Raw genomic sequence first — 16445 nt, forward strand, 5'->3', positions numbered from 1 at the left:
TCCTACCCCTTAAACGATCACGTGGGGATGCCGAGTTCCAGCGCGAGTGCCTGAGCATCCGCTCGGACCATCCGTGGCCCCGTTTTCGCCAGCTCGGGCAGCACCATCCGCGTGTACATGTTGTACCGGATCGTCTCGGGCGACTCCCTGAACGCCTTCTCCAGCAGGGCGACGGCGGCCACGCCCTCGTCCTTCATGCCGTACGCGCGGGCGGTCTCGATCAGGTGGTACGAGCGGCGCGTCGCCGACGGCACCTTGCCCAGGTCCAGAGCCCCCGCAACCTCCAGCGCCTTGCCCGGCTGCATGAGGTCGTTGTGCATCGTGAGCGCGTACGCGTCGACAACGCCCTGACCGAAGATCAACCACGGATGTGCGTACCCCTCGCCGAGGCGGTTCGCCGCGTCGTTCGCGCGGTCCCAGTACCGCCATGCGTCGCCCGCCTTTCCGACCTTCGCGAACGAGAGCGCGACCGCGAGTTGCAGCAGACCCCACCGAGCAAGGTCCTCGGGGTCGTCCTGGCGAAGCAGAGCAGCCGCCTGCTCGGCCAGTTCGACACGCGCCTCGGCAGCCTCGTTGGCGTCGCGGTACACGTGATTCATGTACCAAGCCGCGCCAGCCATGGCTCGCGGGCTGTCGGCGTCCTGTGCCGCGGTCATCGATCGGTCGCCGGTCAGCATGATCAGGTCTGGAGCGGGCTGGAAGCTGAGGAAAAGCTGGGCCAGGTGGTAGGTCTGCCCCAGCGCCACGAGCGCCCGGCGCCGATCGGCGCCTTCCAGGGCGCGGGCGGAGTGTTGCGTATCGGCAAGCAGGTCGGGCAGCAGCGCGGCGACGCGGGACCGGTGATCTCCCTTTCCGTGCCACAACTTCCACGCCTGCTGTACACGGGCCGTGAGGACGATCGCAGGCTCGGGCTCGGTGTTCGCTGGGGCGAGGTAGTAGGTGGTGAGTGCTCGCTTGATCGCAGGCAGTTCTGTGTGGGCGGCCTTGGTGTAGGTCGCGGCAGCAATGCGGTCATCGCCGGTGAGGTCTGCGACGTCGCACTCGTAGACCGTGGCAAGGCGGATCAGCATGGGCAGGCGGGGCATTCCGATCGTGCCGTTCTCAATGCCCTTGACCCACTCGGCGGACCGGCCGACCAGGCCGCCAGCCACGGGTCGGCTGAGCCCGGCATGGTCGCGGGCACGCCGGGCACGCTGGGCAAATGTCTCAGGCGCGGGTACGGGGCTGTGCTGCTCGGGCATACTGAGCTCCATCCGTTCTGACCTCGACACTCAGAACGCTACTCCCCTGCGGTGACGGGGGAATGACGAAAGCGCCCCCTCCCGCCCGAAGGCGAGAGGGGGCGTCGTCACATCCGACGGCGATCAGACAGGATCACCGGCGGACTCGAGCTCGAGGATGGCGCAGACGCCATCGGCCTGGTGGGCGACGGTCCCGTTCTTGTTCTCCTGCTTCCGGATGCTCGCCATGCCGGGACTGTACGGGCGTGGCCCCCTTGTGGCCACGGTTCGGCCACGAAACGACAAAGATCGGCCCGGTGACCTGTTTCCGCAGGTCACCGGGCCGATCATCAAGGGTGAGTAACGGGACTCGAACCCGCGACATCCTGGACCACAACCAGGTGCTCTACCAGCTGAGCTATACCCACCACGACCGGTCTTTGTTTTTTCCCGACCGGCCGAGAAAAAGTGTACAGGGTCCGAGAGGGTGCTCGCTCCCGCCTTTCGTGTGGCGGCTCCGCGCGGGTGTCAGACGGCCGGTTCGGTGGGCAGGACGTGGCGGGACGCGATGGCGCGGGCGGTCTCGGAGTCCGGGCCGGGCTGGGGGACGAAGATCGCCTCGCGGTAGTAGCGGAGCTCGGCGATGGACTCGCGGATGTCGGCGAGCGCGCGGTGGTTGCCGCTCTTCTCCGGACTGTTGAAGTACGCCCTCGGGTACCAGCGGCGGGCCAGCTCCTTGACCGAGGAGACATCGACGATCCGGTAGTGGAGGTAGTCCTCCAGCGTCGGCATGTCGCGCAGCAGGAAGCCGCGGTCCGTGGAGACGGAGTTGCCGCACAGGGGCGCCTTGCCGGGCTCCTTCACGTACTCGCGTACGTAAGCCAGGACCTGCTCCTCGGCCTCGGCGAGGGTGGTGCCGGCGGCGAGCTCGTCGAGGAGGCCGGAGGCCGTGTGCATCTGGCGCACCACCTCGGGCATGGTCTCCAGCGCGGCGTCCGGCGGGCGGATCACGATGTCCACGCCGTCGCCGAGTACGTTCAGTTCCGAGTCGGTGACCAGCGCGGCCACCTCGATGAGTGCGTCGTCCGTCAGCGAGAGCCCGGTCATCTCGCAGTCGATCCACACCATGCGGTCGTTCATGCGTCCTACCTTAGATGGGCCGCGCCGGAGGGGGTGTGGTCGTGCACCCCCTCCGCCGCGGCCCATCGTCACGGTGCGCTGCGCTGGACCGGCAGGGCCACGTGCTGTCTGCCCGGCTCCCCGGGGCCTCCCGGGCGCCTGGCGCCCGGCAGGACCGCCTCCACGACCGCCTGCGGCGGCGGAGCGGAGGAGGCCGCGGTGTCGCCCTGCGGCCGCCGGGCCCGGTAGGCGGCCCGGTACGCGGCCGGCGACGAGCCCAGCTGGCGCCGGAAGTGGCCCCGCAGGGCCACCGGCGAGCGGAAGCCGCAGCGGCCCGCCACCTCGTCGACCGAGTAGTCGGACGTCTCCAGCAGCCGCTGGGCCTGGAGCACCCGCTGGGTGATCAGCCACTGCAGCGGCGCCGAGCCCGTCAGCGAACGGAACCGCCGGTCGAAGGTCCGCCGGCTCATGTACGCGCGGGCGGCGAGCGTCTCCACGTCGAACTGCTCATGGAGGTGCTCCAGTGCCCACGCGACCACCTCGGCCAGCGGGTCCGAGCCGATCTCCTCGGGCAGCGAGCGGTCCAGATAGCGCTCCTGGCCGCCGCTGCGCCGCGGTGGCACCACCAGCCGTCGGGCCAGCGCCCCGGCGGCCTCGGCCCCGTGGTCCGTCCGCACGATGTGCAGACAGAGATCGATTCCGGCCGCCGTGCCGGCGGACGTCAGTACGTCGCCGTCGTCGACGAAGAGCTCCCGCGGGTCCACATGGACCGACGGGTAGCGCTTCGCGAGCGTCGGCGCGTACATCCAGTGCGTGGTCGCCGGGCGGCCATCGAGTAAACCGGCCGCCGCGAGCACGAAGGCACCGGTGCACAGCCCGACGATGCGGGCGCCTTCCTCGTGCGCGCGGCGCAGCGCGTCGAGCGCCTCGGGCGGTGGCGGCGATGTGATCGAACGCCACGCCGGTACGACGACGGTGCCGGCCCTGCTGATGGCCTCCAGGCCATACGGTGCGGAGAGTTCCAGTCCCCCTGTGGTCCGCAGGGGTCCTTCCTCGCCCGCACAGACCAGCAGCCTGTAGCGGGGCACTCCGGCGTCCTGGCGGTCAATCCCGAACACGGAGAGAGGAATGGAACTCTCGAAGATGGGGCCGCCGCTGAACAGCAGCACCGCGACGACCTCGCGACGACGGCGTCCGGACAGTCTGCGTCCGTTCTCCGGTGCGGCGGAGTCCTGGCTCATGACGCTAAGCCCCCCTCGGTGTTCGCGTCTCCTAGGTCCTGTCGCTCCTGCACGTTTCCCCTCGGTTTTGCACGAGTCCCCAGTCTTCGATACTCATGATCGAATCTACTGTGTCCCGTGGCGCCGCAGTGACAAGTTCCGCATCCGGGACTATGTCGACAAGGCAACTTGGCGCGAAGCATTCGATCACGAAGGCTTCCACTCCCGAGGCCCGCAGGGAAGTGCGCGTCACGTGCATGGCCCATCCGCGTAGGGTTCCCGCGACCCCGTCGAGGCTTTCTTCCCTGGTGGCAAGGGGGTTGGCAGGCCATTTTGGCAAGGACTCGCCACCTCCCCGAAGTTGGCTGAAAACCAACGGGCGCAGGTGTGCGAAACCCTCAGCCCGCGGGCGTACACCGTCCCCCGTGACGGCCTCCCCGGTGCGCCCCCGCCCCCGTCCGCGTACCCGTACGGGAGTGACGGGCCCGGTACGCCGCGTACGGCTCCGCCGGCACGCGGGCGGCGAGCCGCTCCGAGCGGCGCAGCAGCGCCCGGCAGGCGGCGGTCACGGCCGCCAGGCCCAGCGCGGTGGTGACCGCGCCGCCGAGGGAGGTTCCGTTGACGACGAGGACCACGGGGACCAGGGCGCAGCTGAAGGCGGCCCAGCGCACCACCTCACTCGCCGACTCGGAGGCTCCGGGCGCGGTCGGGGGAAGGGGCGGGGGGATGGGCACGAGGGGCTCCCTGGGCGGCGCGGCGGCGGGGTGGACGTGTGGGCCAACGACGGGCCGCAGCTCGGGTCACTGCGCGCGCACGGGGTGTGCGCGCGGACCGGGCGGGTGTCCGCGAGGTCACCCGGCGGTCACGTTCCGTGTCCAAAGTGCGCCTGTACGACACAACCGGCATTGCCATCCTGGGCGGGCTCGGGCATGCTCCCTGGAACGCCTGTGAGCGCCGTGGGCAGGGCGGCGGGCACTGGGCAGGGCAGGAGTGTCGCCGTACCCTTGGGGGTATGGGGTTGGGAAGATGATTCCCGGACACGCCGCCTACCGTTGTTCCCCCGTCCCTTCTCACGAGGACTGTCTTCGCCGAGACTCCGATGGCCGGTCACGAATTCCCTGAACCCGCGGACCGCAGGCAGGTCGCCGACTTCACGGTCGACCCCCTCGCGGCGGACCAGCCGCGCCACGCCTGCGATCCCGCCTTCCTCCACGGCGTCGTCGTGGGGTTCGACGGCTCCACCTCCAGTGAGCGCGCCCTGGCCTACGCCATCGGCATGGCCCGGCGGGCCGGCTCCGGACTGATCATCGTGCACGTGGCCAACCGGCTGCCCACCACCGTCTGGGCGGGCTGCGAGCCGCCGGTCTTCGTCGACGTACCGGATCACCGCACCGAGGTGCTCGGCCTGGAGCTGGCGTGCGCCGACTACCTCTCCGAGGTGCCGTGGATCCTGGTCGAGCGCGGCGGTGACATCTGCCACGAGCTGGAGGAGGTCGGCCGGGAGTACTCCGCCGACGCGATCGTGGTCGGCTCGACGCACGGCATCGTCGGGCGGATCTTCGGCTCGGTGGCCGGGCGGCTGGCGCGGCGCGCGCAGCGGCCGGTCGTCGTCATCCCGTAGCCCTCCCCGTCCTCGGGCCCGCACCCCCGTGGCCGGGTCGTAATCCGGCCGTTGCCCCGGCGTTATCGCTGGTGAGGGTGCATCAACTTCCTTCCGTACCGATGGAATTCAGCCCCGCCCACAGGTGGATTGTGCGCTTGTGAAGGGTATATCCAGATGGCTGGGATCCAGTGCTCGGCACACTCACGAAGGGAGCCCGCCGTGGACAACGACGTCTCTGCGGGGAGCACCACCACCTCCACTCTCGGCCATCTCGCGCTCGGACTGACCCTGTTGGCCTTCGGCCTCGGCAACACCGGTGTGATCGACCACGTCGCGGCGGCCGACACCTCGGCGCTCGCCACCTGGGTCGGTGGAGTCGCGCTGTTCACGACCGGGCTGCTGGCGCTGCGCGCGGGCGACGGCGGCGAGGGCACGGCCTTCGCCGGGCTCGGCGCCTTCTGGTTCACCTGGGGCACCGCCGTCGGCGGCGGGGCCTCGGCGGAGGCATCGGGTCTGTTCCTGCTGGTGTGGTCGCTCCTGGCGCTCACGCTGACCGTCTCGGCGAAGGGCGGCGGCCTGATGGGACAGGGCGTGTACGGCCTGCTGTTCCTGTCGCTGCTCTCGTCCGGCGTCGGCGCCTTCGCGGAGGCGGGCGTCCTGACCAAGGCCGGCGGCTGGGCCGCCGCGCTGGCGGGCCTGGCGGCCTGGTACGGCGCGACGGCGACGGTCGCCAAGTGGCCGACGCTGGCGAACAGGTCCGCGGGCCGGAGCCCAGGTGTGACGGCCACGGGCTGAGAGGGCCACGGAGGCCGGTGCCGGGCGGCGCCGGCCGTACGAAAAGGGCGACCCCCGGCGCGTTGGTGGCACGCGCCGGGGGTCGCCCCCTGCCCGGGAGGCAATCGCTCCGGGGGGATCTACTCCACGGTGACGGACTTCGCGAGGTTGCGCGGCTTGTCGATGTCCCGGCCCAGGGCCAGGGCCGTGTGGTACGCGAAGAGCTGGAGCGGGATGCCCATCAGGATCGGGTCCAGCTCGTCCTCGTTCTTCGGGACGATGATCGTGTGGTCGGCCTTCTCCTGCTCGGCGTGCGCCACCGCGAGGATCTTGCCGCTGCGGGCCTTGATCTCCTCCATCGCGGCGCGGTTCTTCTCCAGCAGCGAGTCGTTCGGGACGATCGCGACCGTCGGCATCGCGGGCTCGATGAGCGCCAGCGGGCCGTGCTTGAGCTCGGAGGCCGGGTACGCCTCGGCGTGGATGTAGGAGATCTCCTTGAGCTTCAGGGAGGCCTCCAGGGCGACCGGGTAGCCCCGGACGCGGCCGATGAACATCATCGACTTGGCGTTCGCGTACTCCGCGGCCAGCTTCTTGATGTCCTCCTCGCCCTGGAGGATCTCCTGGATCTGCTCCGGCAGCTTGCGCAGGCCCTCGATGATCCGCTTGCCGTCGGAGACCGACAGGTCGCGGATGCGGCCCAGGTGCAGCGCGAGCAGCGCGAAGGCGACGACCGTGTTGGTGAAGCACTTGGTGGAGACGACGCAGACCTCCGGGCCCGCGTGCACGTACACGCCACCGTCCGCCTCGCGGGCGATCGCGGAGCCCACGACGTTGACGACGCCGAGGACGCGGGCGCCCTTGCGCTTGAGCTCCTGGACGGCCGCGAGCACGTCGTACGTCTCACCGGACTGCGAGACGGCGATGTACAGCGTGTCGGGGTCCACGACCGGGTTGCGGTAGCGGAACTCCGACGCCGGCTCGGAGTCGGCCGGGATGCGGGCCAGGCCCTCGATCAGCGAGGCGCCGATCATGCCCGCGTGGTACGAGGTGCCGCAGCCGAGGATCTTCACGCGGCGGATGCCGCGGGCCTCGCGGGCGTCGAGGTTCAGGCCGCCCAGGTGGACGGTGGAGAACTTCTCGTCGATGCGGCCGCGCAGGACGCGGTCCACCGCGTCGGCCTGCTCCGAGATCTCCTTGTGCATGTACGTGTCGTGGCCGCCCATGTCGTACGAGGCGGCCTCCCACTCCACGGTCTCGGGCGTGGCGGTGGTCAGCGTGCCCGAGGTGGTGTACGTGCGGAACTCGTCGGCCTTCAGGGTGGCCATCTCGCCGTCGTCCAGGGTGACGATCTGGCGGGTGTGGGCGATCAGCGCGGCGATGTCGGAGGCGACCAGCATCTCCTTCTCGCCGATGCCGAGGACGACCGGCGAGCCGTTGCGGGCGACGACGATGCGGTCGTTGAAGTCGGCGTGCATGACGGCGATGCCGTACGTGCCCTCGACGACCTTGAGCGCCTCGCGGACCTTCTCCTCCAGGGTCTCGGCCTGGGAGCGGGCGATCAGGTGGGTGAGGACCTCGGTGTCGGTCTCGGAGGCGAAGACCACGCCGTCGGCCTCGAGCTTGGCGCGCAGCTCGGCGGCGTTGTCGACGATGCCGTTGTGGACGACCGCGACCTTGTTCTCGGGGTCCATGTGCGGGTGCGAGTTGATGTCGCTCGGGGCGCCGTGCGTGGCCCAGCGGGTGTGGGCGATGCCGGTGGTGCCGGTGAAGCGCTTGGGGACGCGGGCCTCCAGGTCACGGACCCGGCCCTTGGCCTTGACCATCTTCAGCCCGGGCGACTTGGGGCTGGTGATGACCATGCCCGCGGAGTCGTACCCCCGGTACTCCAGCCGTGCCAGACCTTCCAGCAGCAGCGGAGCCACATCGCGCTTACCGATATAACCGACAATTCCGCACATAAAGTTCTGCCCCTCCGAGTGATTGCGGGTGTGCCCGGCTCTGGACCAGCCGTCAGCCGTAGACGATGCGGCGCAGCTGCCGGAGCGAGAGCTCCGGAGGCGCCACGGCGCGGTGCGGCAGCTCGGCCGCGATGCGCTCGAAGATCGCGGAGTTCACTTCGCCGCCGGACTGCAGCTCGCGGTGGCGGCGGCGGACGAACTCCTCGGTCGTCTCGTCGAAGTACGCCAGCACGTCGAGCACCACCCGGGCGGCCTCACCGCGCTGGAGCGCGGTGCTGCGGACCAGGTGGTCGATGAGGTCGTCATGCGACGGGCGGCGTTCGAGCACCCGTAGATACTGAGGGCTGAGGGGGTGCCTTCGCAAGATTCCTGCCCGATATCGGGCAGGACTTTCATGATCGACGGAAAACCACAGCCGGCTGGCAGCAGCCCCACGCCCTTGTCGGCCCCGGCACGCTGCGTATGACGTCCCCGTCGAAACTCCAGGTGCCGTCCTTCTGGATGATTTCCGCCAGGAGGTCGATTCTGGCATGGGGCACGCCCGGTGCGGCTGCCCGGCTCCACGGTTGCGACGCCCGTGCGACACCCGTCGAAGGGACCAGCTCGTGAGACAGCACTCAACGTTCCCCCGCCCCCGCTCCCGCCCTCGCCTCCGCTCCCGCCCGCGCCTGAGGCTCCTCGGATCGCTGCTGCTCGTCGTGGCCGCCGGGGTCGCGGGGGCCGGGGCCGCGCCCGGCGGGGCGGCCGCCGCCGCGCCCGCCGTGCGGCCGCTCGGCGACATCGTGCCCGTACCCGCCTCCGTACGCCCCTCGGGAGCCCCGTACACCCTCACCGCCCGCACCCGCGTCCACGCCGACGACGGCTCACCCGAGGCGCGGCGCGTCGCCGCGTACCTCGCGGAGGTGCTGCGGCCGTCCACCGGCTTCGCGCTGCCCGTCGCCGACGACGACGGCGAGGGGCGCGGCGGCATCCGGCTGCGGCTGAGCCGGGGCGAGCAGGAGCTGGGGGAGGAGGGGTACCGGATGGAGTCCGGGCGTCAGGGCGTCGTCCTCACCGCCCGCACGCCCGCCGGGCTCTTCCACGGCGTGCAGACCCTCCGCCAGCAGCTCCCGGCGGCGGTGGAGAGCGACACGCGGCAGCCCGGGCCCTGGACGGTCGCGGGCGGCACCATCGTCGACACGCCCCGGTACGCCTACCGGGGCGCGATGCTCGACGTCTCCCGGCACTTCTTCACCGTGGAGCAGGTCAAGCGCTACATCGACCAGCTCGCCCTCTACAAGGTCAACGCGCTGCACCTCCACCTGAGCGACGACCAGGGCTGGCGCATCGCCATCGACTCCTGGCCGCGCCTGGCGGCCTACGGCGGTTCCACGCAGGTCGGCGGCGGGCCCGGCGGCCACTACACCAAGGAGCAGTACCGCGACATCGTCGCGTACGCCGCCTCCCGCCACCTGGAGGTCGTGCCCGAGATCGACATGCCGGGCCACACCAACGCCGCCCTCGCCTCGTACGCCGAGCTGAACTGCGACGGCGTCGCCCCACCGCTCTACACGGGCACGGCCGTCGGCTTCAGCAGCCTCTGCGTCGGCAAGGACATCACCTACGACTTCGTGGACGACGTCGTCCGCGAGCTCGCCGCGCTCACCCCCGGCCGCTACGTCCACATCGGCGGCGACGAGGCCCACTCCACCGGCCACGCGGACTACGTCGCCTTCATGGACCGGGCGCAGGCGGTCGTGGCGAAGTACGGCAAGACCGTCATCGGCTGGCACCAGCTGGCCGGCGCGACCCCGGCGAAGGGCGCGCTCGTGCAGTACTGGGGCCTGGACCGGACGAGCGACGCCGAGAAGGCGCGGGTGGCGGCCGCCGCGCGCGGCGGGACCGGGATCGTCCTGTCGCCCGCCGACCGGCTCTACCTCGACATGAAGTACACCAAGGACACCCCGCTGGGCCTGTCCTGGGCCGGGTACGTCGAGGTGCGGCGCTCCTACGACTGGGACCCGGGGAACTACCTCCCGGGCGTCCCGCCGGGCGCCGTCGCGGGCGTCGAGGCGCCGCTGTGGACCGAGACCGTCGCGTCGAGCGCGCACATCGACCGGATGGCGTTCCCGCGCGTGCTGGGCGCGGCGGAGCTGGGCTGGTCCCCGGCCGCCTCGCACGACTGGGAGGCGTACCGGCAGCGGCTCGCGGGGCAGGGGCCGCGCCTGGCGGCCCTCGGGATCGACTTCTACCGGTCACCCCAGGTGGAGTGGCGGACGGAGTAGGAGATGAGCCGGCGCCCGGGGGGACCGTACCCCCGGGCGCCGGCTGGTTCCGTTACGCGAACCGCGCCAGCGGGTTCTTCAGCGTGCCGACGAACTGCAGCGCGGCGGACGGGTCCGCCAGGTCCACCATCTGCTTGTTGTTGCGCAGCTGGAGCCGGTTGAGGCAGGACAGCGTGAACTCGTCCGCGAAGACGTCGTACTGCGCGAACTTCTCCGCCAGCTCCGGCTTCGACGCCTGGTACGCCTTCACGCACGCGGCGACCGTGCGCCAGAAGTCGTCCTCGTCCAGGACGCCCTCGGCGGCGAGCGTGGCGCCCAGGAAGCGGAAGAAGCAGTCGAAGACGTCCGTGAAGACGGACAGCAGCTTCGTGTCGTCCGGCACGTCCACCCGGATGCGCTCGACCGCGGGCGGCAGCACCGCGTCCGGGTCCATGACCACGATCTCCTCGGCGATGTCCTTGAAGATCGCGCGCTGCACCGCGCCGCCCTCGATGACGAGGATGACGTTCTCGCCGTGCGGCATCCACGCGAGGTCGTACGCGTAGAAGGTGTGCAGGATCGGCAGCAGGTACGCGTCCAGGTAGCGGCGCAGCCACTCGGTCGGCGCGAGCCCCGACTCGGCGATCAGCGCGCCCGCGAACGACGCGCCCGCGTGGTCGACGTGGAGCAGCGACGCCATGGTGGCGAGGCGCTGGCCCTCGGCGATGGTCGGCACCGGGCTCTCGCGCCACAGCGCGGCGAGCATCTTGCGGTACGGCGAGTACCGGTCGGTGGCGGCCTCGTACTCCAGGTGCCGGTAGCCGACCGCCGCGCGCTCGCGGATGATCGAGAAGCGGACGGACTGGAGGGTGTCGTCGCCGGCGATGAGGGTGGCCAGCCAGTCGTTGATGGCCGGGGTGGCCTCCATGTACGCGGCGGACAGGCCGCGCATGAAGCCCATGTTGAGGACGGAGATGGCCGTCTTCACGTAGTGCTTGGCCGGGTCGCTGGTGTTGAAGAAGGTGCGGATCGACTGCTGGGCCAGATAGCGGTCGTCGCCTTCGCCGAGGAAGACCAGCCGCCGCTGGGCGATCTCGGCGGCGAAGGTGACGGACAGCTTGTTCCACCACTGCCAGGGGTGCACCGGCATCAGCAGGTAGTCGGCGAAGTCCAGGCCCAGGTCGGCGAGGGTCTTGGCGAAGCCGTCGACGGTGGCGTCGCCCAGCTCGGCGCGGATGAAGGCCTCGTAGTCGATGCCCGCGCCCGCCGTGAAGGTGGTGCGGTCGCGGCGCGCGGCCAGCCACACCAGCTGCAGCGGGCTCGCGGCCTCGGGGGCGTACGCGTGGTACTCGTCGATGCCGAAGCCGAGCCGGCCGTTGTTGGCGACGAAGCAGGGGTGGCCCTCGGTCATGCCCGTCTCGACGGCCTGGAAGTCGGCCTTGGCGAGCTCGGCGGCGGGGACCTGCGGTTTGGTCGCCTTGTAGGCCGTGCCGGAGAGGGTGGAGGAGATCTCCTCCAGGTAGACCGGGAGGATCTCGTCGCTCAGGCCGAGGGAGCCGCGCAGCTCGATGATGAAGCGCAGCGCGTCGAGCGGGAGCTCCTCGCCGTCCCGGTGGAGGCTGATGGAGTCGGCGTCCACCTGCCAGTGGTCCAGGGCGTAGCGGCGGGCGGTGAAGCGGTACTCGGCCGTGCCGTCGTCGGTGCGGACCCGGTAGCGGTCCTCCCCGAGCGGCTCGGGGGTGAGCAGGCGCTCGTGGGTGAACTCGGCGAGGCCCTTGCGGATGAGCTGGCGGTTGGCCTGGGCCCAGCGCTCGGGGGTGAGGTGCGCGACGGGGTTCATGGGGTGCGTGGTGCTCATCGGGTGGCTCCCACGGCGGCGTGGCTGCGACTCTTCAAGAACTGTTCCCGGGTGCACACGCTCAGGTACGCGTCCTTCTCCGGCTTGGCTATCTTCTCGACGATCTCGAAGCCGACGGCCTCGTTGAGCGCGTGGACGGCCTTGTTGGCGACGTCCGGCTCGACGACGACCCGCGCCGTCGCCGGGTCGCGGAAGAGCTCCGCCATCACGGCGGTGATGACGGCGCGCGTGAAGCCGTGGATCCGGACGTCGCTGGGCGCGACCAGGAAGTGCATGCCGACGTCGCCGGGCCGGGCGTCGTACAGCCCGACCAGCTCGACCTTCGAGGGGTCGTAGCGCTCCATGAGGAAGGCGGGCTCGCCGTCGTGGAGGCCGATGAAGGCGTCGTGGTGCGGGTGGGCCGCGATGGCCGCGTAGTCGCGCTGGACGTCCTCGACGGAGTGCTCGGACATCAGCCAGAAGGACGCCTTGGGGTGGGTCACCCAGCCGTGGACCAGCTCGGCGTCGGCGAGGGGGTCGAGCGGCCGGAAGGAGAAGCTCCCGACCGACCGGGTGGTGCTGAGGGTGCTGGTGGTGCTCATACGGCGAACTCCTGGAACGCGATGGACTTCTCGATGGGGTAGTACTCGGAGCCCAGCAGCTCGCCGATGATGTACGCGTTGCGGTAGGCGCCCATGCCCAGGTCGGGGCTGGTGATCGAGTGGGTGTGCACGCCGGCGTTCTGCAGGAAGATGCCGCGGCCGGTCGTGTCGATGGAGTAGTTGCGGGCGACGTCGTAGCGGCCCTGCCCGTCCCAGCGGATGCGGTCGCGCACCGGCTCCAGGAAGGCGGGGGTGACGTACTTGTAGCCGGTGGCCAGGATCAGGCCCTCGGTCTCCAGCTCGAAGTCCTTGCCCTGCTCCTCCTGGCGCAGCCCGAGGGTGTAGGTGCCGTTCTCGTACGCCGCCGAGTTCAGCGACGCGTTGGTGAGCAGGCGTGTCTGGACCGGGCCGCCGAGGTTCTTCTGGTACAGCAGATCGAAGATCGCGTCGATGAGCTCGCCGTCGATGCCCTTGAACAGGCCCTTCTGCTGGGCCTCCAGGCGGTAGCGGGTGGTCTCCGGCAGGGCGTGGAAGTAGTCGATGTAGTCCGGGGACGTCATCTCCAGCGTGAGCTTGGTGTACTCCAGCGGGAAGAACCGCGGGGAGCGGGTGACCCAGTTCAGCCGGTAGCCGTGGACGTCGATCTCGCTCAGCAGGTCGTAGTAGATCTCGGCGGCGCTCTGGCCGCTGCCGACGAGCGTGATCGACGTCTTCTTCTGCAGCGCTTCCTTGTGCGGGAGGTAGCGCGAGTTGTGGATGAAGTCGCCGCCGAGGCCCTGGCAGGACTCCGGGATGTACGGCGGGGTGCCCGTGCCCAGGACGAGGCGGGGCGCGCGGAACGTTTCGCCACCCTCGGTGCGGACCGTGTAGAGGCCGGCCTCGTCGTCGTACTCCACCGTCGTGACCGTCGTGTCGAACCGGATGCTGCTCAGCTTGGCGGCGGCCCAGCGGCAGTAGTCGTTGTACTCGGTGCGCAGCGGATAGAAGTTCTCGCGGATGTAGAACGAGTACAGCCGGCCCTTCTCCTTGAGGTACTGGAGGAAGGAGTACGGCGACGTCGGGTCGGCGAGGGTGACCAGGTCCGACATGAACGGCGTCTGGAGGTGCGCGCCTTCGAGGAACATCCCCGAGTGCCACTCGAAGTCCGGCTTGGACTCCAGGAAGACGCCGTTCAGCTCGTCGATCGGCTCGGTGAGGCAGGCGAGGCCGAGGTTGAACGGACCCAGTCCGATACCGATGAAGTCGTGGATGTCACGAGGCGTGGACAAGGTTCTCTCCAAGGTACTGCTCGGCGTGGCCGGCGATCAGGTCGAGGACGGCGGCGATGTCGTGCACGGTCGTCTCGGGGTTGAGCAGGGTGAACTTCAGGTACTGACGGCCGTCGACCTTCGTACCGGCGACGACGGCCTCGCCCGAGGCGAACAGCGCCTTGCGGGCGTGGAGGTTGGCGCGGTCGATCTCCGCGGGGGAGGTGACGGCGTCCGGGACGTAGCGGAAGACCAGGGTGGACAGCGACGGCTCGACGACGACGTCGTAGCGCGGGTCCGCGGTGAGCAGGTCCCAGCCGGCGGCGGCCAGGTCGCAGACCTCGTCGAAGAGCTGCCCGACCCCGTCGGCGCCCATGACGCGCAGCGTCATCCACAGCTTGAGCGCGTCGAAGCGGCGGGTCGTCTGGAGCGACTTGTCGACCTGGTTCGGGATCTTCTCCTCGACGGTGCGCCGGGGGTTGAGGTACTCCGCGTGGTACGTCGCGTGGCGCAGCGTCGCCCCGTCCCGTACGAGCACGGCCGAGGAACTGACCGGCTGGAAGAAGGACTTGTGGTAGTCGACCGTGACGGAGTCGGCGCGCTCGATGCCGTCGAGGAGCCCGCGGCGGGTCGGGGAGGCCAGCAGGCCGCAGCCGTACGCGGCGTCGACGTGCATCCAGGCGCCGTACTGGGCGGCGAGCTCGGCGATCTCGGGGAGCGGGTCGATGGAACCGAAGTCGGTGGTGCCGGCGGTGGCGACGATCGCCATGGGCGTCAGGCCCTGGGCGGCGCACAGCTCCAGCTCGGCGGCGAGGGCGACGGACTGCATGCGCTTGTCGCGGTCGGTCGGGATGGACACGACGGCCTGCGGGGAGAGGCCGAGGAGCTTGGCCGACTTCTGGACGCTGAAGTGGCTGCACTCGGAGGTGAAGACGCGCAGTTTCGCCAGGTCGTCCGTCTTGGCCTCCTCGCGGGCGAGGAGCAGGGCCTGGAAGTTGGACTGCGAGCCGCCGCTGGTGAAGACGCCGTCGGCGGCGGGGCCGAGGCCGATGCGGCTGTTCGTCCAGTCGATCAGCTTGCGCTCGATGAGGGTGGCGCCGGCGCTCTGGTCCCAGGTGTCGAGGGAGGAGTTGACGGCGGAGAGGACGGCCTCGCCGAGGACGGCCGGGATGACGACCGGGCAGTTGAGGTGGCCCAGGTAGCGGGGGTGGTGGAAGTAGACGGCGTCGCGGAGGTAGACGCTCTCCAGCTCGTCGAGGGCGGCGGTGGCGTCGCCGAGCGGCTGGTCGAGGTCGACCGCCGCGATCTGCGGGGCCAGCTCGTCGGGCGTGATGCCGGTGAACGGCCGCCGGGTGGAGGCGAGTCGGTTCGCCACCCGCTCGACTCCTTCGGTGACGGAACGCCGGTACTGCTCGGCGGTTGCGTCATTGAGCAGGTGCGAGCGCATGGAAATGTCCTCCCGGGTACGGGGACTTGATCGGCCCTCAGGGGACAGGAGGGCGAGGAACCGTGTGGTTAGTAAGGTTAGCCTAACCTCAGTTGAAATACCAACGGCCACAAGGGCCTCAGAAAGCGCACCGGCCGCAGTTGTTGCACCATCCGGGGCACGTGTGCGGCGCGGGCGGGCCGCGGGGTGTGTGCGGCGCGGGTCGGCCGCGGGGGCAGTGCTACGCCACGGCGGCCCGCCCCGGGATCCTCCCGGACGCAAGCCGCCGTGGCGGGGTGGGTCGGCCTACGCCTCGTCCTCGGAGGTCTCCGGGACCTCGCGCAGCGCGTCCTCGCTCATGCCCTTGCGCCAGTAACCGACGAAGGTCACGCGGCGGCGGTCGATCCGGCGCTCGTTCACCAGGTGGCGGCGCAGCGCCTTGACCGACCCCGACTCGCCCGCGATCCAGGCGTACGGCGACGAGCCGGACAGCTCGGCGGCGCGGACGGCGTCGACGGCGGCGGGCGCGCCCTCCTCCCGTACGAGCCAGGTGACGGTCGCGTCCGCCTTCGTCGCGAGCTCCAGGCGGTCGGCGGCGTACGGCACTTCGAGCCAGACCCGCGCCCGCAGGCCCGCCGGCAGGGACTCCAGGATGGCGGAGGCGGCGGGCAGCGCCGTCTCGTCACCCCAGATCAGCACCTCGTCGGCGTCCTCGGGGAGCCGGAAGCGCACGCCGGTGTTGTCGGCGACGGCGGGGCCGAGGACGACCACGCGGTCACCCTCGGACGCCTGCTGGGCCCAGCGGCACGCCGGGCCGACGCCCGCCGCGTCAGCGGCTGATGTCGCAGTGTGGAGGGCGAAGTCGATGTCGACCTCACCCGCCTCCCGGCGCTGCTCCCGCACGGTGTACGAGCGCATGACGGCCCGTACGTCGTCGTCCATGGCCCGCCAGGCGCCGAGGACCGCGTACAGGTCCTCGGTGTCCAGCGGCGGCAGGACCGGCTCCGGCTGGCCGGGGTGCGGCAGGAAGAGGGAGAGCGACTGGTCGCGGCCGCCGGAGGCGAAACCTTTCAGCGCGTCCTCCGACGCCCCGGTGAAGGTGACGCGGACGAGCGACGGGCCGAGCCGCCGCGTCCGGGCGACCCGCAGGGCGAAGAAGCGGAACGGGACGGTGGCGGTCTCGGCTGTCGTCATCG

General features: G+C 70.6%; 14 protein-coding genes, 1 tRNA gene and 1 pseudogene. 3 read left to right on the plus strand and 13 right to left on the minus strand.

The genetic code is table 11. The features are described 5' to 3' along the window. Positions 1-17: 17 nt before the first annotated feature. The 5 genes from AB0A69_RS19565 to AB0A69_RS19585 all read right to left on the minus strand — a co-directional run bounded on the left by AB0A69_RS19565 (position 18) and on the right by AB0A69_RS19585 (position 4293). A complete protein-coding gene (locus AB0A69_RS19565; RefSeq protein ID WP_361423049.1) occupies positions 18-1241 on the minus strand; it encodes a helix-turn-helix transcriptional regulator in 1224 nt (407 codons plus the stop codon). A gap of 334 nt (positions 1242-1575) precedes the next feature. Then, positions 1576-1648, minus strand: a tRNA-His gene (locus AB0A69_RS19570). Between the two features lie 100 nt (positions 1649-1748). Beyond that, positions 1749-2360 (minus strand): oligoribonuclease, encoded by a 612-nt coding sequence (gene orn, locus AB0A69_RS19575; RefSeq protein WP_361423052.1) that lies wholly within the window; start codon positions 2358-2360, stop codon positions 1749-1751. A gap of 68 nt (positions 2361-2428) precedes the next feature. Further along, on the minus strand, positions 2429-3580 hold the full coding sequence (locus tag AB0A69_RS19580; protein WP_361423055.1) for a helix-turn-helix domain-containing protein: 1152 nt from the start codon (positions 3578-3580) through the stop codon (positions 2429-2431). Positions 3581-3957: 377 nt separating this feature from the next. Further along, a complete protein-coding gene (locus tag AB0A69_RS19585) occupies positions 3958-4293 on the minus strand; it encodes a hypothetical protein (RefSeq protein WP_361423058.1) in 336 nt (111 codons plus the stop codon). 365 nt (positions 4294-4658) lie between these two features. On the opposite strand from AB0A69_RS19585, the gene AB0A69_RS19590 reads away from it, so the two are divergent. Next, positions 4659-5180 (plus strand): universal stress protein, encoded by a 522-nt coding sequence (locus tag AB0A69_RS19590; protein ID WP_361423061.1) that lies wholly within the window; start codon positions 4659-4661, stop codon positions 5178-5180. A gap of 201 nt (positions 5181-5381) precedes the next feature. After that, the gene (locus tag AB0A69_RS19595; protein ID WP_361423064.1) at positions 5382-5957 is read left to right on the plus strand and encodes a GPR1/FUN34/YaaH family transporter; all 576 of its coding nucleotides are present in this window, start codon (positions 5382-5384) and stop codon (positions 5955-5957) included. Positions 5958-6076: 119 nt separating this feature from the next. On the opposite strand, the gene glmS is transcribed toward AB0A69_RS19595, so the two are convergent. From glmS to AB0A69_RS19610, 3 genes and pseudogenes are all read right to left on the minus strand, one after another. Next, positions 6077-7894, minus strand: a complete 1818-nt coding sequence (glmS, locus tag AB0A69_RS19600; protein ID WP_361423066.1) for a glutamine--fructose-6-phosphate transaminase (isomerizing) — start codon at positions 7892-7894, stop codon at positions 6077-6079. A 52-nt stretch (positions 7895-7946) separates the two neighbouring features. Further along, positions 7947-8222, minus strand: a complete 276-nt coding sequence (locus tag AB0A69_RS19605) for a hypothetical protein (protein ID WP_355353671.1) — start codon at positions 8220-8222, stop codon at positions 7947-7949. Between the two features lie 95 nt (positions 8223-8317). Beyond that, positions 8318-8409, minus strand: a pseudogene (locus tag AB0A69_RS19610) (Tat pathway signal sequence domain protein); the annotation flags it as partial. Positions 8410-8424: 15 nt separating this feature from the next. Here AB0A69_RS19610 and AB0A69_RS19615 point away from each other — a divergent pair. Continuing rightward, positions 8425-10158 (plus strand): beta-N-acetylhexosaminidase, encoded by a 1734-nt coding sequence (locus AB0A69_RS19615; protein WP_361423070.1) that lies wholly within the window; start codon positions 8425-8427, stop codon positions 10156-10158. 52 nt (positions 10159-10210) lie between these two features. Here the strand turns inward: AB0A69_RS19615 and AB0A69_RS19620 are convergent, their stop codons facing one another. The 5 genes from AB0A69_RS19620 to AB0A69_RS19640 form a co-directional block, all read right to left on the minus strand. Continuing rightward, complete coding sequence (locus AB0A69_RS19620; RefSeq protein WP_361423073.1) at positions 10211-11995, minus strand: IucA/IucC family siderophore biosynthesis protein; 1785 nt, start codon at positions 11993-11995, stop codon at positions 10211-10213. Then, complete coding sequence (locus AB0A69_RS19625) at positions 11992-12576, minus strand: GNAT family N-acetyltransferase (RefSeq protein WP_361423076.1); 585 nt, start codon at positions 12574-12576, stop codon at positions 11992-11994. The genes AB0A69_RS19620 and AB0A69_RS19625 overlap by 4 nt, the downstream gene beginning before the upstream one ends. Further along, positions 12573-13844 carry a lysine N(6)-hydroxylase/L-ornithine N(5)-oxygenase family protein gene (locus AB0A69_RS19630; protein WP_361423079.1) on the minus strand — a complete coding sequence of 424 codons (1272 nt, stop codon included), beginning with the start codon at positions 13842-13844 and terminating at the stop codon, positions 12573-12575. Before AB0A69_RS19630 ends, AB0A69_RS19625 begins: the two co-directional genes overlap by 4 nt. Further along, positions 13828-15270: an aspartate aminotransferase family protein gene (locus tag AB0A69_RS19635; protein ID WP_361423082.1), complete on the minus strand. Its 1443-nt coding sequence runs from the start codon at positions 15268-15270 to the stop codon at positions 13828-13830. The genes AB0A69_RS19630 and AB0A69_RS19635 overlap by 17 nt, the downstream gene beginning before the upstream one ends. A gap of 285 nt (positions 15271-15555) precedes the next feature. Continuing rightward, the gene (locus AB0A69_RS19640) at positions 15556-16443 is read right to left on the minus strand and encodes a siderophore-interacting protein (protein WP_361423085.1); all 888 of its coding nucleotides are present in this window, start codon (positions 16441-16443) and stop codon (positions 15556-15558) included. Positions 16444-16445 lie beyond the last annotated feature (2 nt).

Source organism: Streptomyces sp. NPDC045431 (assembly GCF_040646655.1).
Classification (GTDB): Bacteria; Actinomycetota; Actinomycetes; order Streptomycetales; family Streptomycetaceae; genus Streptomyces.